Source organism: Shinella sp., assembly GCF_049651085.1.
Classification (GTDB): domain Bacteria; phylum Pseudomonadota; class Alphaproteobacteria; order Rhizobiales; family Rhizobiaceae; genus Shinella.
The window spans coordinates 113315-130484 of the sequence record NZ_JBASBL010000020.1 but is presented as its reverse complement, the minus strand read 5'-3'; the positions used below and the strand labels follow the sequence as shown (position 1 = coordinate 130484).

Genomic DNA, 17170 nt, shown 5'->3' with positions numbered 1-17170 from the left:
TGCGGACAAAACAAAGACAACAGAAAAAGGTTGTGTAAAAATGGCAAAAAAAATCGTGACGGCGCTCGTCGGTGCGGCCGTACTGGGGATTGGCGCAACGGCAGCACAGGCCGACACGCTCTCTGACGTGAAGGCCAAGGGCTTCGTGCAGTGCGGCGTGAACGGTTCGAACCTCGCCGGCTTCGGCGCACAGGATTCGGCCGGCAACTGGGCCGGTCTCGACGTCGACCTCTGCAAGGCCGTGGCTGCCGCCGTATTCGGCGATGCAACCAAGGTAAAGTACACGCCGCTCTCGGCCAAGGACCGCTTCCCGGCCCTGCAGTCCGGCGAAGTCGATATTCTTTCGCGCAACACGACCTGGAGCATCAGCCGCGATTCGCAGCTCGGCTTCGATTTCCGCGCCATCAACTACTACGACGGCCAGGGCTTCATGGTGAAGAAGGAACTCGGCGTGAAGTCGGCACTGGAGCTTTCCGGCGCTTCCGTCTGCGTCCAGTCCGGCACGACGACCGAACTCAACCTTGCCGACTATTTCCGTGCGAACAACATGGACTTCAAGCCTGTCGTGTTCGAAGCGCAGGATGAAGCCGACGCCGCCTACAATGCCGGCCGTTGCGACGCCTACACGACCGACGCCTCGGGCCTCTACTCGATCCGCCTGAAGATGGGCAACCCGGACGATCATATGGTCCTGCCGGAAATCATCTCCAAGGAGCCGCTCGGCCCGGCCGTGCGCCAGAACGACTCCAAGTGGTTCGACATCGTGACCTGGTCGCACTATGCGATGGTGGCCGCCGAGGAATTCGGCATCACGACGGCAAACGTCGAGGAAATGAAGGCGTCCGCCAACCCGGACATCAAGCGCTTCCTCGGCGAAGAAGCTGACAGCACCATCGGCGCCGACCTCGGCGTACCGAAGGACTGGGCTGTTCAGATCATCAAGGCCGTCGGCAACTACGGCGAATCCTTCGAGCGCAACGTCGGCGAAGGCTCGCCGCTCAAGATCGCCCGTGGCCTGAACGCACAGTGGACGAAGGGCGGCCTGCAGTACGCTCCGCCGGTCCGCTAAGCGATCGTCGAGACATCACGGGAGGGCAACCATTGCCCTCCCGTTCAAGGCACCTCCAGCAAAATGCGTCGCGGCTTGCGTATGCAATTGCGCTAAAACAAGAAACGGAGGATGTTTGTCTTTCTGAGGAAGACAGAAACACTCCAAACGAACACCCGGCAAACAGGGTGAGAACAATGTCAGGGGAAATGCATGGCACTTGCGGATGCCCGAACAGGGTCCGGCGAACCGCCGAAGGTATCGTTACTCTATAATCCAGCGCTGAGAAGCACCGTCTATCAGGTCGTGACGCTCGTCATTATCGTCGCCGCCATCTGGTACGCGTGGAACAATGTCGTCCAGAATCTTGCTCGCGCCAACATGACAGCCGGTTTCGGCTTTCTGAACAGCCGCGCAGGCTTCGACATCTCGCAGACCTTGATCGACTACAGCAGCGATTCGACCTATTTCAGGGCGCTGCAGGTCGGCCTCCTCAATACACTCATCGTCGCCGCCGCCGGCATCGTCACCGCGACGATCGTGGGGCTACTGGTCGGTATCGGGCGTCTGTCGCACAACTGGCTGATCGCGCGGCTTTGCACGATCTACGTGGAAATCTTCCGCAACATCCCGCCGCTGCTGGTCATCTTCTTCTGGTATCTCGGCGTTCTCGCCCTGCTGCCCTCGATCCGCACGATCTTCCAGCATCTGCAGGAAAATCCCGATGCGGTCTTCTTCATCTCGAACCGCGGCATCTACATGCCTGCCCCGGTCTTCGGCGACGGCTTCGCCATCGTTCTTGCAGCCTTCGTGATCGGTATTGTCGCCGCGATCGCCTTCACTATCTGGGCCAATGCCCGCCAGCGCTCCACGGGAAAGCGCCCGCCAGTGCTCTGGGTCAATCTCGGCCTCATCATCCTGTTCCCGCTGATCGTCTTCGTCCTGATGGGCAGCCCGCTCACGCTCGACTATGCGGTCCCGGGGTCCTTCAACATGAGGGGCGGCATGGTCATCGGGCCGGAATTCCTGGCGCTTTATCTCGCGCTGTCGCTCTACACCGCCGCGTTCATCGCCGAGATCGTGCGCGCCGGCATCCGCGGCGTATCCAAGGGCCAGTCGGAAGCCTCCTTTGCACTCGGCCTCAGGCCCGGCCAGGCGACCCGCCTCGTCGTGCTGCCGCAAGCGCTTCGGATCATCATTCCGCCGCTCACCTCGCAATATCTCAACCTCATCAAGAACTCCTCGCTCGCGGTGGCCGTCGGTTACGCCGATCTCGTCGCGATCGGCGGCACCATCCTCAACCAGTCGGGCAAGTCGATCGAGATCATCTCGATCTGGATGCTGATCTATGTGTCGATCAGCCTGATCACCTCGCTGTTCATGAACTGGTTCAATGCCAAGATGGCCCTGGTGGAGCGCTGAGATGACCGAGAGCATTACCTACATCCGCGACCGGTTCCTCGAGGCGGAAAAGCCGCCCGCCTCCGAAAAATCGGCCTACGCGTGGATCCGCAACAACCTCTTTGCGACGTGGAAGGACGGCATCCTGTCGATCGTCGCCATCACGGCGATCCTCTACTACATTCCGAAAGCGCTCGACTGGCTATTCTTTTCGGCCGTGTGGAGCGGCGCGGATCGCACGGCCTGCCTTACGACCGACCAGGGAGGCCAGCTGCCCTCGGGATGGAGCGGGGCGTGCTGGGCCTATGTGAACGACCGCTTCGTGCAGTTCATGTTCGGCTCCTACCCGCGTGACGAGCTATGGCGGCCGCTGCTGGTCGTCGCCCTGTTCGTGGCGCTGCTCATCCCCTTCCTGATTCCGAAAGTGCCGCGCAAGGGTCTGAATGCCCTTCTGCTGCTGATCGCCCTACCAATCGTCGCCTATTTCCTCCTGCTCGGCGGCTCCTTCGGCCTTCGGCATGTGGAGACGACGCTCTGGGGCGGCCTGATGGTGACGCTCATCATCTCCTTCGTCGGCATCGCCTTCTCGCTGCCGGCCGGCATCCTGCTGGCGCTTGGCAGGCGCTCTCGAATGCCGATCATGAAGACGGCCTGCATCGTCTTCATCGAATTGATCCGCGGCGTGCCGCTGATCACCGTCCTGTTCATGGCAAGCGTGCTTCTGCCGCTCTTCCTCGAACCGGGCAACAATATCGACAAGTTCCTGCGCGCGCTTATCGGTGTGTCGATCTTCGCATCCGCCTACATGGCGGAGGTTATTCGCGGCGGTCTTCAAGCCATTCCGAAAGGGCAATATGAAGCGGCCGATGCACTTGGTCTAAACTACTTCCACAAAATGACCTTCATCGTGCTTCCGCAGGCCATCAAGCTCGTGATCCCGGGCATCGTGAACACCTTCATCGGCATGTTCAAGGATACGTCCCTCGTCACGATCATCTCGATGTACGACCTGCTCGGCATCGTGAAGGCAAGTTTTGGGGATTCGGGCTGGATCACGCCTGTCACGCCTTTGACGGGTCTGATCTTCGCCGGCTTCGTGTTCTGGATTTTCTGCTTCGGCATGTCGCGCTACTCGGCCTTCGTGGAACGCCGGCTCGACACGAACCACAAGAAATAAACAAGAGGAAACAACAATGGCTAACCAGGCCCAGGCACAAAAAATGACGGTCTCCGCGACAGATGTCGCCGTCGAGATCAGCAACATGAACAAGTGGTACGGCGATTTCCACGTCCTGCGCGACATCAATCTCAAGGTCATGAAGGGCGAGCGCATCGTCATTGCCGGCCCGTCGGGCTCCGGCAAGTCGACCATGATCCGCTGCATCAACCGCCTCGAGGAGCACCAGAAGGGCAAGATCACCGTCGACGGCATCGAGCTCACCAACGACCTGAAGAAGATCGACGAAGTGCGCCGCGAAGTCGGCATGGTGTTCCAACACTTCAACCTCTTCCCGCACCTGACGATCCTCGAAAACTGCACCCTCGCTCCCATCTGGGTGCGCAAGATGCCGAAGAAGGACGCCGAGGAAGTGGCGATGCACTATCTCAAGCGCGTCAAGATCCCCGAGCAGGCGCACAAATATCCGGGCCAGCTTTCCGGCGGCCAGCAGCAGCGCGTGGCCATCGCCCGTTCGCTCTGCATGAAGCCGAAGATCATGCTGTTCGACGAGCCGACCTCGGCACTCGACCCGGAAATGGTGAAGGAAGTGCTCGACACGATGGTCTCGCTTGCCGAGGAAGGCATGACCATGCTGTGCGTGACCCACGAAATGGGTTTCGCCCGCCAGGTTGCAAACCGCGTCATCTTCATGGACCAGGGCCAGATCGTCGAAGAAAACGCGCCCGCCGAATTCTTCGATAATCCGCAGCACGAGCGCACGAAACTCTTCCTCAGCCAGATCCTGCACTAGCAGCATCTCCAGCCGAAGCGGCATCGCTTCGGCGTCCGCTCCAGGCGGATCGTTTTCGACATGCGGAAGGCGGGCTCAAGGCCCGCCTTTTCATTTGGCCCGCAAGTCCGCCCGCAGCTTCAGGGGGCTCGCACCGAAATGGTTGCGAAAGGCGCGGGAGAAGGCGGACAGACTGTCGAAGCCGCTGCGCAGCGCAACGTCCTGCATGGATAGCGGCGTGTCGCGCACCATCCTTTGCGCCGCCGTCAGCCGCAGCCGCAGGTAATATTTCCCCGGCCCTATGCCGAGGCCGCTTGCAAACAGGGTTTCCAGCTTGCGGGTGGAAAAGCCGAGCCGCCTCGCGAGCGCCGCGATGGTGAGCGGCCGGTCGATCGTGCGTTCCATCAGGCGGATGACGGCAGCAAGCTCCGGTCGATGCTCGCCCAGCCGTCCGAGCGAAACGAGCGGCTGCGCATCGGTTGCCGCATGAACCTCGTCATAGACGAAGACGCTGGCCACATCGAGCGCCACGGCCGAGCCGAACTGCGCGCGCACCAGATGCAGCATCATATCGAAGGTCGGCGAGGCACCGCCGGAGGTCCAGAGCGGCCCGTCAGTGACGAAGCGGTCCGCCCGCACGTTGAGTGCCGGAAAGGCCGCAGCGAAATCCTCCAGTTCCTCCCAGTGCGCCGTCGCATCCCGTCCGTCCAGAAGGCCCGAGCGAGCGAGCAGCCAGCACCCCGATTCAATGCCGGCGACGACGCCGAACCGGCGCGCCACTTTTTTCAGCCGGGCAACGAAGGTGCGGTCGGCATGGCGGTCCTGGTTGAAGCCCGCGATGAGCAACAGCGCGTCGCCGCTCGTCACGTCGGCAAATGCCCCATCCACGCGGATTTCCACGCCGCAGGTCAGCATGACCGGCATGCCCTGCGGCGAAAGGATCTTCCAGCGGAAAACCGGCTCCGGCACGACGCGGTTTGCGGCGCGCATGGGATCGAGCACCGAGGCAAGCGACATGATCGACGACTCGGGCAGAAGAACGATGGTTACGTCGAGCGGACCCTGCCGCGGCGCTTTTTTGCTCATGTGGAAATTGTCAAAAAAGATGCGCTTTATGTCAATCGGGAAAAATGTATTCGGGCATGATCGGGGCACAGGAGATCTGGAGATGCAGCCGGATCATGGTGCGAACCCCTGTACCCCGAACACCCTGATCCGCAATTTACCGGAACGGGTTGGCGAGCCTAGCGGCGGACCAGCCCGTTTTTTTTGCCGTCATTTATCGATCCGCAGGCCATCCAGCAGGGTCCGAAAACCATCGACGGCCCGTTTGGATGTCTCCTCGGGGTTTTCTGATTTCGCGATCCACAATGCGGCATGGCTGCTCGCGCCGTTGATCAGGCGTGCGGCGGCCTCCGTATCGATACCCGCCATTACACCATCCGCCTTCAACTGCTCGATACTGCGGCTGAGCGCTGCGATGCAGCCGTTGTTGGTCGGCCATTGCGACACATCGCCAAGCACTGCCGGTCCGTCGCGAAACATGATCCGCTGGATTTCCGGCTCCAGCGCCATCTCGATATAGGCGACGCATTCCTCGACGAAACCCTGCCACCGGCTCGGCGCGTCGGCTGAAATCCTGTTGAGCCGCAGGGTCATCTCCGCATCGATCTGCTGCAGGACCGCCTGGAGAAGCCCCTTCTTGTCACCGAAATGATGGTAGAGCGCGCCGCGTGTCAGCCCCGCTCCCGCCGTGAAATCATCCATGGAGGCGTCCGCATAGCCCACCGTACCGAAGGCACGGCGTCCGGCTGCGATCAGCTTGGCACGGGTTTCGGCGATCATTTCCTCGCGCGGCTTGCGCATGGCATCTCCTTTTCACATACGCTGCGTATTTTATTTGACATACGCTACGTATGCAAATATTTTCCAAACATACGCCGCGTATGTTAATAATTGAATCGCCCGTTTGCAGGAGCAGGCCATGCCTAACCCGTACAAAGAGATCTTCAGCGTGCCAGGAACCAGGGGCTTTTCCGCCGCCGGCTTCTTCGCACGCCTTCCAATCGCCATGGCGCCGATCGGCATCGTCGCCATGCTGTCGCAGACCCATGGCGAATACTGGCTCGCTGGCGCGGTCTCCGCGACCTTCGCGCTCACCAATGCCCTGATCGCACCGCAGGTCTCCCGCTTCGTCGACCGTTTCGGCCAGTCCGCCGTGCTGACGCCCGCGACGATCGTTTCCGTCATCGCCTTTCTCACGCTGATTGCCAGCGCCAATCAGGGCTGGCCGGTCTGGACGCTCTTCGCCTCCGCCTTCCTTGCCGCCGCAATGCCGAGCATGCCCGCCATGCTGCGCGCCCGCTGGACCGACATTTTCCGCGATCGGCCGCAGCTGAACACGGCCTTCGCCTTCGAATCGGCGGCGGACGAACTGGTCTATATCTCCGGCGCGTCGCTTTCGGTCGGCCTGGCCGTGGCGCTCTTTCCCGAGGCCGGCATGCTGATCAGTACGGCCTTCCTTGCGGTCGGCACGCTTGCCTTCGTGCTGCAGCGCTCGACGGAACCCGCCATCCGGCACGTTGCGGGCAGCGCCCCGCAGAAATCCGCGATCCGCCTGCGCCCCGTGCAGATCATCACGCTCGCCCTCGTCTTCGTCGGTTCGACCTTCGCGACGGCCGAGGTGAGCGCCGTGGCGATCACCAAGGAGCTCGGCCAGCCGAATGCCGCAAGCCTCGTCATCGGCGTCTATGCCATCGGCTCCTTCGCGGTCGGCCTCGTCATCGGCGCACTGAATCCGAAAATGGCGCTCCAGAAGCAATTGATGATCGCTGTCGCGATTTTGGCGCTGACCGCGCTCCCGCTGCCCTTTGCCGGCACGGTGCCGCTGCTGGCCGTTGCTGTCTTCGTCAGCGGCATCGCAATTTCGCCGACCTTCATCACCGCATTCGGCCTTGTTGAGCGCCGCGTGCCGCAAGCCATGCTGACGGAGGGCATCACCTGGGTTACCACCGGCATCGGCATCGGCATGGCGCTCGGCGCCTTCGCTGCCGGCTGGGCAGTCGACAGTTTCGGGGCGCAGAGCGGCTTCTGGGTCTCCGTCGCCGCCGGCATCGCCGCAGTCCTCACCATCGGCCTCGGTCAGAAAACGCTCGCCGGAGAAGGTTGCAACGACGGTATCTGCCCGCTCCCGCAGGCCGCAGCGTAGAAATCAAAAAAGCCCGGCAGGAATGCCGGGCTTTTCGCTTGGCGCAGATGTATCGAAAACTCAGACGAGACGGCTCTGTTCCAGAGCGGCTTCGACGAAGCTTGCGAAGAGCGGATGCGGGTCGAGTGGACGGCTCTTGAGTTCCGGGTGATACTGCACGCCGATGAACCACGGATGATCCGGGTATTCCACCGTCTCCGGCAGGACGCCGTCCGGCGACATGCCGGAGAAGACGAGGCCACAGCTTTCCAGCCGGTCCTTGTAGTCGACATTGACTTCGTAGCGGTGGCGATGGCGTTCGGAAATGTCCGTCGCGCCATAGATGTCGGCGATCCTGGTGCCGCCTTTCAGCGTCGCGCGATAGGCGCCGAGACGCATCGTGCCGCCGAGGTTGCCGGAGGCCGAACGCTTCTCCAGATCGTTGCCCTTCACCCATTCCGTCATCAGGCCGACGACCGGCTCGGCGGTCTTGCCGAATTCGGTGGACGAGGCCTTATCGATGCCGGCGAGGTTGCGGGCCGCTTCCACGACCGCCATCTGCATGCCGAAGCAGATGCCGAAATAGGGCACCTTGCGCTCGCGGGCAAAGCGCGCCGCATTGATCTTCCCCTCGGAGCCGCGCTCGCCGAAGCCGCCGGGCACGAGGATGCCATGCACCTTTTCCAGATACGGCGCCGGGTCTTCCTTCTCGAAGACCTCCGACTCGATCCACTCGAGCTTGACCTTGACCTGGTTGGCGATGCCGCCGTGATAGAGCGCCTCGATCAGCGACTTATAGGCATCCTTGAGGCCGGTATACTTGCCGACGATCGCAATCGTCACTTCGCCTTCCGGCGTCTTGATACGGTCGGAAACCGTCTGCCAGGCTTCGAGGCGCGGCTTCGGTGCCGGCTCGATGCCGAAGGCTGCAAGCACTTCGTCGTCGAGACCTTCCTTGTGATAGGCGAGCGGCACGTCGTAGATCGACGCGACGTCGAGCGCCTGGATGACCGCGGTCGGGCGCACGTTGCAGAACAGCGACAGCTTCTTGCGCTCTGCTTCCGGGATTTCGCGGTCGGCGCGTACCAAGAGGATATCCGGATGGATGCCCATGGCCTGCAACTCCTTGACGGAGTGCTGCGTCGGCTTGGTCTTGAGTTCGCCGGCCGCCGAAATGAAGGGCATCAGCGTCAGGTGGACATAGACGGCGGTGCCGCGCGGCAGATCGTTGCCAAGCTGGCGGATCGCCTCGATGAACGGCATGGCCTCGATGTCGCCGACCGTGCCGCCGATTTCGCAGAGAACGAAGTCATAGTCTTCGTTGCCGTCTGTAACGAAATTCTTGATCTCGTTGGTGACGTGCGGAATGACCTGCACCGTCGCGCCGAGATAATCGCCGCGGCGTTCCTTGTCGATGATGTTCTTGTAGATGCGACCGGTGGTGATGTTGTCGCTCTTGGTGGCCGAGCGGCCGGTGAAGCGCTCGTAGTGGCCGAGGTCGAGGTCGGTTTCCGCGCCGTCGTCGGTGACGAAAACTTCGCCATGCTGCGTCGGGCTCATCGTGCCCGGATCGACATTGAGATAGGGGTCTAGCTTCCGGAGGCGAACGCGGTAACCGCGAGCCTGAAGGAGAGCTCCGAGTGCTGCAGCGGCGATGCCTTTTCCGAGGGAAGAAACCACGCCGCCTGTGATGAATACATATCGCGCCATGGGAGTCACCGGATACCTTTTCAAAATTGATTCCGCCACCGAAAAATCACCTTGGCGGCAATTTCGGAAGGCGCAATCAGCGTTTTACACAGAAGAAGGCCGGTTGGAGTGACCCAACCGGCCGGTTCGTTTCGCTTGTTGCGGCTTACTGGCCGCTGGGGACGCCGGCGTTGCCGCCCTCGCCCGTCGCACCGCCCGTCGTCGTCGTGGGCGTGTTGCCGGTGCCAGTCGCCGCGCCGCCTTCGGTCGGAACGGCATCCGTGCCGGTCGTCGCAGGCGTCTGGTTGGTGTTGTTGTTCTGCTGGCTTTCGCCGCCGCCGAGCGCGTCGAGAACGCCACCCGTGCCGGTCGTGCCCGGAATACGGTCGAGAATGTCGGTCGGCTGCGTCTCGTAGCGGGCATAGATGCCCATGCCGAGCGCCAGCACGAAGAAGAGCGCGGCGAGGATCGCCGTCGTGCGCGTCAGGGCATTGGCCGTACCGCGCGCCGACATGAAGCCGGAGCCGCCGCCGATGCCGAGGCCGCCGCCTTCCGAACGCTGGATCAGCACGACGCCGATCAGCGCGACGACGACCATGAGATAGATGACGAGCAAAATGGTCTGCATGTTTCAGGATCCCGGCCGAACGGCCCAAATTTCAGGTTTGCGGCTCAATATACCAAGCCGTGCGCCATTCCAACCCCTCCCGGCCAATCCGCCCCTCCTTTTAGGGAAAGGCGGAGGCGTCCGGTCTCAGGCCGTCAGCGCTTCATATGCGCGGTAGATGGCAAGAAAATCGTCCGATTTCAAGCTTGCGCCGCCGATCAGCGCGCCATCGACATTGGCCACACCCATCAGTTCCTGCGCATTGCCGGGCTTGACCGAGCCGCCGTAGAGGATTCGCATCGTTGCGCCTTCCGTGGCGAAGCGCGTCGTCAGCTCGGCGCGCATGAAGGCATGCGCCTCTTCCACATCCGCTGCCGTCGGCGTCAGGCCCGTGCCGATGGCCCAGACGGGTTCATAGGCGATGACGGTGTTTTCAGCCGTCGCGCCATCCGGCACGGAGGCGGCAAGCTGGGTCTTCAGCACGTCGAGCGTCTTGCCCGCCTTGCGCTCGTCGCCGGTCTCGCCGATGCAGACGATGGCGACGAGGTCGTTCTCATGGGCGATCTCGGCCTTGGCGCGCACCAGCGCGTCGCTTTCCTTGTGGTCCGTGCGGCGCTCGGAATGGCCGACAATGACGTGGGTGCCGAAGCAGTCCGCGATCATCTCCGCGGAAATATCTCCCGTATGGGCGCCGGAGGCCTTTTCATGGCAGTCCTGCGCGCCGATCTGGAGCGGGCTGTCGTCGCAGAGCGCCGTCGCCACATAGAGCAGCGTTGCCGGCGGGCAGATCAGCGTCTCGACCTTCTCGGAAAGCGGCCCCTTCACGCCTTCGGCCATCGCCTTGATCTGGTCAAGCGAGGCGCGCGTGCCGTTCATCTTCCAGTTTCCGGCGACGAGCGGTGTAACGTCCGGGGTCATGAGGCTTCTCCATCCATAAATCTCGGTCGGCATGGGGCGTAGCAAATAGACGTGCGCAAGAAAAGATGCGTTTTGGCATCGGTCCGCCGGGCGGCTAGCGGGCAAACAGCCAGTTCAGCGTTTCCCGCCAGTCGGTCATGCGCACCGGCGTGCCGTGGCCGCCGGTCTGGAACAGCACGAAGCGGGTCGGCACGCCCGCCTTGCGCAGCTTGCGGAAGACGGCGATCTGGTCGTTTGCTGCATAGACGCTGTCGCTGTCGCCATGGGTGAAGAAGACCGGCAGCTTCGCCTTGAAGGCCGGCGTTTTCGCATAGTCGCCATCCGCCGCGCCCCCCATCAGCACCATGCCGGAAAGGCTCTTCACGGCGGTGGCGTCGCGGGCCACGCGCGCGCAGATGAAGCTGCCCATGGAGGCGCAAGCCAGAATAACCGGGGCATTGGGCGACAGCGCCTTGGCGGTGAGGATAAGGCCGGAAACGCGCGCGGCTCCCGCATCGTCGAAGGAAGGTACGCTCGGCGCATAATAGACGCCGCCATTCTGCACGGCGAGGTTCTTCAGCCGGTTGAAATTGCCGCCGAAACTCCAGTCGTTGCTGCCAAGCCGCCGGTCGCCGCCGCGGCCATGAATGAAGATGACGGTGAAGGCGGCCCCCTCGCCCTTGCCGGTCATCGTCACGTCGATGGGACCGGCGGGCGTGTCGATCCTTTGGTTCGCCTGCGCCTTCTTCACGCCGGTCGAGACATAGGCGGATTTCACCCGGCGCTCCGGCACCTGATCGCGCCCGTTGATGTCGCGCAGTTCCTGGTAGTCGACCACGCGCAGCGTATCGCCATCGCCGGTCTCGACCACCTGGCCATAGCCGAACAACTCGTCCTTCCAGGGCTTCAGCGTCAGCGCGGCCGCGTCCTGCACGGCCAGGCTCGCGAAGATTGCGGCCAGAACCAGCCGGTAGAAGCAATGAACTGTGGACTGAGGCATGAAGTAGCGCTCCCTTGCGGTGGCGATACTTGCCATCGGCCCGTGCGCAACGCAATCCTCCACCAGTGGTTGGCGCGCCCCGGCATCGCGAAAAGCCGCCGAATCTGGCAGAGTCGCCAGTGATTCGCCGATGCCCCATTTGCGCCAGACCCCGATCTCATATGGATCGGCGGAAAGAACTGGCAAACGGAACAAACTCTGAACAGCCCATGCAAGACGACAACAACGACCTTTTCGCCAATATGTCTTCCGAGCCCGCCCGGCAGCCCGCCGCGCCGGAGGAAAAACCCGTGACAGTAGCCCCCGCCCGCGCGGCGCCCCCGGCCGCGCCGACCGATGGATCCGGCGGCTACGATGCCTCGGCGATCCGCGTTCTCGAGGGTCTCGAGCCGGTGCGCATGCGTCCGGGCATGTATATCGGCGGCACGGACGAAAAGGCGCTGCACCACCTCTTTGCCGAAGTCATCGACAACGCGATGGACGAAGCGGTCGCCGGCCATGCGAATTTCATCGAGGTCAATCTCGACGCAGAGGGTTTCCTGACGGTCGTGGATAACGGCCGTGGCATCCCGGTGGAAAACCACCCGCAGATGCCGGGAAAATCGACGCTCGAGGTCATTCTCACCGTGCTGCATGCCGGCGGCAAGTTCGACGGCAAGGCCTATGAGACGTCGGGCGGCCTGCACGGCGTCGGCGTCTCGGTCGTCAACGCCCTCTCCGACCATCTCGAGGTCGAGGTCGCGCGCAACAAGAAGCTCTACCGCCAGCGCTTTTCGCGCGGCAAGCCGGTCGGGCCGCTCGAAGAGCTCGGTGACGTGCACAATCGCCGCGGCACCAGGGTGCGTTTCCATCCCGACCCGGAAATCTTCGGCGCGCATATGCGCTTCGATCCCGGCCGTGTCTTCCGTATGGCACGCTCGAAAGCCTATCTCTTCGGCGGCGTGGAAATCCGCTGGAGTTGCGATCCCACGCTGCTCCCGGAAGGCTCGGAGACGCCGGAAAAGGCCGTCTTCCACTTCCCCGGCGGCCTGAAGGACTATCTGCAGGCAACCCTCGGCAAGGACTACACGGTCACCCGCGAAATCTTCGCCGGCAAGAGCGAGAAGTCCGGCGGCCACGGTTCGCTGGAATGGGCCGTCACCTGGTATGGCGGCGATTCGCTGATCCATTCCTATTGCAACACGATCCCGACGGCCGACGGCGGCACGCATGAGGCTGGCCTTCGCATCGCCCTTACCAAGGGCCTGAAGAACTATGCCGAGCTGACGCAGAACAAGCGCGCGGGGGCGATCACCACCGACGACGTGATGATCTCGGCCGTCGGCATGCTCTCCGTCTTCATCCGCGAACCGGAATTCGTCGGCCAGACGAAGGACAAGCTCGCCTCGGCCGAAGCCCAGCGCATCGTCGAAAATGCCCTGCGCGACCCCTTCGACCATTACCTCGCCGACAACCCGGCGGAAGCGGCAAAGCTGCTCGAATGGGTGATCGAGCGTGCGGAGGAGCGCCTGCGCCGCCGCAAGGAAAAGGAAGTGAGCCGCAAGACGGCCGTGCGCAAGCTGCGGCTTCCCGGCAAGCTTGCCGACTGCTCGCAGAATTCCGCCGAAGGTGCCGAACTCTTCATCGTGGAAGGCGATTCGGCCGGCGGCTCGGCAAAGCAGGCGCGCAATCGCGCCAACCAGGCGATCCTGCCGCTGCGCGGAAAGATCCTGAACGTCGCCAGCGCCGGCCGCGAAAAGCTCAGCGCCAACCAGCAGATTTCCGATCTCGTGCAGGCGCTCGGTTGCGGCACCCGCTCGAAATACCGCGAAGAGGACCTGCGCTATGAACGCGTCGTCGTGATGACCGACGCCGACGTCGACGGTGCGCATATCGCCTCGCTGCTGATCACCTTCTTCTACCAGGAGATGCCGGACCTCATTCGCGGCGGCCATCTCTATCTCGCCGTACCGCCGCTCTACCGCATCAGCCAGGGCGGCAAGACGCTCTATGCGCGCGACGACCAGCACCGCGAGGAGCTGATGCGCACCGAGTTTTCCGGGCGCGGCAAGGTGGAGATCGGACGCTTCAAGGGTCTCGGCGAGATGCTCCCGTCGCAGCTCAAGGAAACCACGATGGATCCGAAGAAGCGCACCCTGCTCAAGGTGGCAATCGACGACGTCGATTTCGAAGGCACCCGCACGGCAGTGGACGACCTGATGGGCACCAAGCCGGAAGCCCGCTTCCGCTTCATCCAGGAGCGCGCGGTCTTCGCCGACAACCTCGACATCTGAGGGTTAGACGCCTTATTTTCGTGGCAATGCCGGCCTCTAACCGGCAACACAGAATGCGGAAAGGACGGCCATGAAAGCTGCTCTCATCGTCATGACGATCATGGGCTGCGACGACAGCGCGACCCAGTGCCACTATATCGACACGGCCAACCAGAGCTGGCAGACCGTAGCGCTCTGCGACGCGCAGGCCGAGACCTACATCAACCAGCACCAGAACAAGAACTACCCGGTCATCGTTGCCGTCTGCGAAAGCTCCGGCAACCGCATGACCGTCGAGGTGACAGAGACCGATCCGGAGCAAGCGCCGGCGCAAACCGCGCTCCCGGCCCCCGTCCAGACACCGGAAGAAAAGCAGGGCCTTGCCGCCCGCACGCTAAGCTTCGTCAGGAAGGCGATCCCGGACGCGGCATCGCTCAAGGCCGCCGTCACCACGCCGGTTCGCTATGCCGAAGACGGCTACTCCTGGGTCGTAAAGCGCTTCGCCGACTAGACCGACCGGGCCTCCACTCAGGACACAATTTCCCATCATCCGCGACGTCATCCTCGGGCTTGCCCCGGGGATCCATCGGCACGCGTGGCGTGAACTGGTGGAATGAGGAAACCTTCAGGCCGCTTCCCGCGTGGCGATGAGGGCATAGCTGCGCGCGGTCTGGCGTTGCTCGGCGATGGCGAGGCGCTCGACCAGCTCCAGCATGGACTGGCAGGAGGCGTTGCCTGCCGCCCGCGCACGGGAAAGCAGCTGCTCCGACACCGAAAGCAGCTCGTCCCCGCCCTTCGCCTCACGCCGCCAGAGCATTGTCGCCTCGGCAAAGAGTGCACTGATATCGCGTCCGAGGCCAGCAGCCTCGTAGAGGGCGCACACGGCCGCCTCGCGTCCATCCGACAAGATGGAACGAACGCGCGCCTCCGCCTGCCCCGAAAGATTGATGATGGCGGCAGCGAAGAACTCGGCGCGGCCGCTGCACAGCGCATGCATGAGGAAGACCGGCGTCAGCCGGCCGGAACGCCGCAGGTGCTCCACCAGCGAGGGCATTTCGGCGGCCGCTACTTCTCCCGCCATGCCGATCGTTGCGACATCGCAGGCTTCGCGCGTGATGCGCTCGACACGGCCGGTGCCGACAGCTGCCTGAATGAGCCCGTAGCCCGCCAGCGCAAAGCCGATCTTTTCCACCAGCGCATGGCGCGCATCGCTCGGCAAGTCCGCGCGATCGAGCAGCAGCGCGCGGATTTCCGCATCGTGGCCGAGCCGGTCGACGATGCGTGCGAGGCTGCGGCGGGAAAACGCCGCGCCCTCGTTGTCGAGCAGCGCCAGAACTTCCGCAACGTCGCCGATTTCCGCAAGGGCAGCCGAAACGGGCCGTGAGACAAAGGCGCGATGCGCGATCAGCATGCGCGTCACGTTGCTGCCCTTGGCGGCAAGGTCCACGAGGTCGGCATCGGTGAGCAGCGTCGAACAAAGAATGATATGGGCGGCGATTTCCGGCTGGTCTTCGGCGAGCGGCAGAATGACGGCGCGCGGCGCATCCTCACAGCCCGCAAGCGCTTCGGCGAGGGCAAGCCTCACCTTCGGCGCGGGATCGTCGAGCAGGAAGATCATCGCCATTTCGGCGGCATGCCGGTCCGTGGCGGCGATGCGCGAGCGCGTATAGGCCCGCGCCAGCACGCTGGCGGCCTTCGCCCTGTCGGCAGCCCGCGCGGTCTCGACCCAACGGAGAAATGCATGAACGATCAATGGACGCCCCAAACGCCTGAAAACGCTACTTTCAGCACGCTAGCGGCAAAGTGTTTAAGATTGGTTCACCATATCCATTAACCGGCTGGCGATTGCGCCCTCACCCCGCCTTGGGCCGCATCATGGCAAAGACATCCGCCCCGCCATCGCTGTAATCCATGTAGCCCATGCGCGCGAGCGGCCGGGCGACCGCCATGTCGAGCTTGCCGTCACGGATGATTTCCTGGCTGATATGGATGCCAACGACCTGACCGAACACCACCCAGTTGTCCGTTTCCCGCCCGTCGATATCCACCGGGCGCACAATCTGCGTCGCGCGGCATTCGAGCGCCGCATAGGCCTCGCCCACATAAGGCGCATCGACAAGACGGCCGGTAACCGGCGTCAGTTTGGCGAGTTCGAATTCATCGACCCCATGGGGAACGGAGACCGAGCTTGCATTCATCTGGTCGGCCAGATGCCGGCTCGCCAGCGAGCAGGTGAAGATGCCGGTCTCCTCGATGTTCGTTACGCTGTCCTTGTGCCCGCTCGAGGAGAACATCACGAGCTTCGGCCTGTCGCTGATCGCGTTGAAGAACGAATAGGGCGAAAGGTTGCGTCGCCCATCCGCCGCGCGGGTGCCGATCCAGCCGATCGGCCGCGGCGTCACGATCGCCTTGAAGGGATCGTGCTTCAGGCCGTGGGCGTTCGTTTCCGTCTCGTAGAACAGCGCGTCAGGCGTCATCACCCACCCATGTAACGATTTCGGCAAGTTCGGGACGCGGCCGTTCGGTCGGCGGCACGGTCGGGGTGCCGATATGAATGAAGCCCGCGATCTTCTCGCCCTCATTGACGCCGAGGATGGCATAGGCGCGCTGGTCGAAGGCGTACCATTCCGTCAGCCAGTTCGCGGCAAAACCGTGCGCATTGGCGGCCATCGACAGGTTGAGGCAGACGGCGCCCGCCGACATGATCTGCTCCCATTCGGGAATCTTGAAATGCGGCGCGGCGCGGCTGACGACGGCGACCACGACGGGCGCACGGCTGAGCCGCGTGTTTTCCACCTTCACCATTTCCTCGGAAAGCTCCGGCTTGTCGGCCATCGCGATCTTCGCGAGCGCTTCGCTGATTCGCTGGCGTTCCTCGCCGCGATAGACGATGAAGCGCCACGGCGCGAGCTTGCCATGGTCCGGCACGCGCGAGGCGAGCTTCAGCATCTCCTCCACCTCGCCCTTCGAGGGGCCAGGGCCACCCATCTGGAAGGCCGGGATAGACCGGCGGGTCGAAAGATAATCGATCAGCTTGATTTCGGTTTTCATCGGGAGGTAGTTCCAATAACTTGGCCCGCAAACGCGGCCTTGAAAATGCCATTTAGCCGGGTCTTCAAGTGGAGCCTTACAGTCAGGAA

The 17170-nt window shown here is 62.9% G+C and carries 16 protein-coding genes; 7 read left to right on the top strand and 9 right to left on the bottom strand.

Features of this window, described 5'->3' with window-relative positions:
- Positions 1–40 precede the first annotated feature (40 nt).
- The 4 genes from WA950_RS12090 to WA950_RS12075 all read left to right on the top strand — a co-directional run bounded on the left by WA950_RS12090 (position 41) and on the right by WA950_RS12075 (position 4419).
- Positions 41–1069, top strand: a complete 1029-nt coding sequence (locus WA950_RS12090) for an amino acid ABC transporter substrate-binding protein (RefSeq protein ID WP_424551947.1) — start codon at positions 41–43, stop codon at positions 1067–1069.
- 192 nt (positions 1070–1261) lie between these two features.
- Entirely contained in the window at positions 1262–2470 is a 1209-nt protein-coding gene (locus WA950_RS12085; protein ID WP_424551946.1) for an amino acid ABC transporter permease, read from the top strand.
- A 1-nt stretch (position 2471) separates the two neighbouring features.
- Positions 2472–3626, top strand: a complete 1155-nt coding sequence (locus WA950_RS12080) for an amino acid ABC transporter permease (protein ID WP_424551945.1) — start codon at positions 2472–2474, stop codon at positions 3624–3626.
- 16 nt (positions 3627–3642) lie between these two features.
- Positions 3643–4419: an amino acid ABC transporter ATP-binding protein gene (locus tag WA950_RS12075; RefSeq protein ID WP_424551944.1), complete on the top strand. Its 777-nt coding sequence runs from the start codon at positions 3643–3645 to the stop codon at positions 4417–4419.
- A gap of 90 nt (positions 4420–4509) precedes the next feature.
- Here the strand turns inward: WA950_RS12075 and WA950_RS12070 are convergent, their stop codons facing one another.
- Both WA950_RS12070 and WA950_RS12065 read right to left on the bottom strand, forming a co-directional pair.
- Entirely contained in the window at positions 4510–5484 is a 975-nt protein-coding gene (locus WA950_RS12070; protein WP_424551943.1) for a GlxA family transcriptional regulator, read from the bottom strand.
- Positions 5485–5673: 189 nt separating this feature from the next.
- Positions 5674–6264 carry a TetR/AcrR family transcriptional regulator gene (locus WA950_RS12065; protein WP_424551942.1) on the bottom strand — a complete coding sequence of 197 codons (591 nt, stop codon included), beginning with the start codon at positions 6262–6264 and terminating at the stop codon, positions 5674–5676.
- Between the two features lie 118 nt (positions 6265–6382).
- On the opposite strand from WA950_RS12065, the gene WA950_RS12060 reads away from it, so the two are divergent.
- The gene (locus WA950_RS12060) at positions 6383–7606 is read left to right on the top strand and encodes an MFS transporter (protein WP_424551941.1); all 1224 of its coding nucleotides are present in this window, start codon (positions 6383–6385) and stop codon (positions 7604–7606) included.
- A 60-nt stretch (positions 7607–7666) separates the two neighbouring features.
- On the opposite strand, the gene WA950_RS12055 is transcribed toward WA950_RS12060, so the two are convergent.
- The 4 genes from WA950_RS12055 to WA950_RS12040 all read right to left on the bottom strand — a co-directional run bounded on the left by WA950_RS12055 (position 7667) and on the right by WA950_RS12040 (position 11778).
- Positions 7667–9295, bottom strand: coding sequence for a CTP synthase (locus tag WA950_RS12055; protein ID WP_424551940.1), 1629 nt, complete (start codon positions 9293–9295; stop codon positions 7667–7669).
- 145 nt (positions 9296–9440) lie between these two features.
- Entirely contained in the window at positions 9441–9902 is a 462-nt protein-coding gene (gene secG / locus WA950_RS12050; RefSeq protein WP_424551939.1) for a preprotein translocase subunit SecG, read from the bottom strand.
- 126 nt (positions 9903–10028) lie between these two features.
- The gene (gene tpiA, locus WA950_RS12045) at positions 10029–10799 is read right to left on the bottom strand and encodes a triose-phosphate isomerase (protein ID WP_424551938.1); all 771 of its coding nucleotides are present in this window, start codon (positions 10797–10799) and stop codon (positions 10029–10031) included.
- A gap of 94 nt (positions 10800–10893) precedes the next feature.
- Positions 10894–11778, bottom strand: coding sequence for an alpha/beta hydrolase (locus WA950_RS12040; protein WP_424551937.1), 885 nt, complete (start codon positions 11776–11778; stop codon positions 10894–10896).
- A 161-nt stretch (positions 11779–11939) separates the two neighbouring features.
- Between WA950_RS12040 and parE the strand changes: the two genes are divergently transcribed.
- Both parE and WA950_RS12030 read left to right on the top strand, forming a co-directional pair.
- On the top strand, positions 11940–14051 hold the full coding sequence (gene parE / locus WA950_RS12035; RefSeq protein WP_424551936.1) for a DNA topoisomerase IV subunit B: 2112 nt from the start codon (positions 11940–11942) through the stop codon (positions 14049–14051).
- Positions 14052–14121: 70 nt separating this feature from the next.
- Positions 14122–14541: a hypothetical protein gene (locus tag WA950_RS12030; RefSeq protein ID WP_424551935.1), complete on the top strand. Its 420-nt coding sequence runs from the start codon at positions 14122–14124 to the stop codon at positions 14539–14541.
- A gap of 114 nt (positions 14542–14655) precedes the next feature.
- Here the strand turns inward: WA950_RS12030 and WA950_RS12025 are convergent, their stop codons facing one another.
- From WA950_RS12025 to WA950_RS12015, 3 genes are all read right to left on the bottom strand, one after another.
- The gene (locus WA950_RS12025; RefSeq protein WP_424551934.1) at positions 14656–15783 is read right to left on the bottom strand and encodes a DUF2336 domain-containing protein; all 1128 of its coding nucleotides are present in this window, start codon (positions 15781–15783) and stop codon (positions 14656–14658) included.
- Positions 15784–15883: 100 nt separating this feature from the next.
- On the bottom strand, positions 15884–16492 hold the full coding sequence (locus tag WA950_RS12020) for a flavin reductase family protein (protein ID WP_424552045.1): 609 nt from the start codon (positions 16490–16492) through the stop codon (positions 15884–15886).
- Positions 16493–16496: 4 nt separating this feature from the next.
- Entirely contained in the window at positions 16497–17081 is a 585-nt protein-coding gene (locus WA950_RS12015) for a nitroreductase family protein (RefSeq protein WP_424551933.1), read from the bottom strand.
- Positions 17082–17170 lie beyond the last annotated feature (89 nt).

Coding starts and splice junctions, on each gene's coding strand:
- WA950_RS12060 (WP_424551941.1), top strand. CDS start 6,383: ATGCCTAACCCGTACAAAGAGATCTTCAGCGTGCCAGGAACCAGGGGC.
- WA950_RS12075 (WP_424551944.1), top strand. CDS start 3,643: ATGGCTAACCAGGCCCAGGCACAAAAAATGACGGTCTCCGCGACAGAT.
- WA950_RS12080 (WP_424551945.1), top strand. CDS start 2,472: ATGACCGAGAGCATTACCTACATCCGCGACCGGTTCCTCGAGGCGGAA.
- WA950_RS12070 (WP_424551943.1), bottom strand. CDS start 5,484: ATGAGCAAAAAAGCGCCGCGGCAGGGTCCGCTCGACGTAACCATCGTT.
- WA950_RS12085 (WP_424551946.1), top strand. CDS start 1,262: ATGGCACTTGCGGATGCCCGAACAGGGTCCGGCGAACCGCCGAAGGTA.
- secG (WP_424551939.1), bottom strand. CDS start 9,902: ATGCAGACCATTTTGCTCGTCATCTATCTCATGGTCGTCGTCGCGCTG.
- WA950_RS12090 (WP_424551947.1), top strand. CDS start 41: ATGGCAAAAAAAATCGTGACGGCGCTCGTCGGTGCGGCCGTACTGGGG.
- WA950_RS12065 (WP_424551942.1), bottom strand. CDS start 6,264: ATGCGCAAGCCGCGCGAGGAAATGATCGCCGAAACCCGTGCCAAGCTG.
- tpiA (WP_424551938.1), bottom strand. CDS start 10,799: ATGACCCCGGACGTTACACCGCTCGTCGCCGGAAACTGGAAGATGAAC.
- parE (WP_424551936.1), top strand. CDS start 11,940: ATGGATCGGCGGAAAGAACTGGCAAACGGAACAAACTCTGAACAGCCC.
- WA950_RS12040 (WP_424551937.1), bottom strand. CDS start 11,778: ATGCCTCAGTCCACAGTTCATTGCTTCTACCGGCTGGTTCTGGCCGCA.
- WA950_RS12030 (WP_424551935.1), top strand. CDS start 14,122: ATGAAAGCTGCTCTCATCGTCATGACGATCATGGGCTGCGACGACAGC.
- WA950_RS12015 (WP_424551933.1), bottom strand. CDS start 17,081: ATGAAAACCGAAATCAAGCTGATCGATTATCTTTCGACCCGCCGGTCT.
- WA950_RS12055 (WP_424551940.1), bottom strand. CDS start 9,295: ATGGCGCGATATGTATTCATCACAGGCGGCGTGGTTTCTTCCCTCGGA.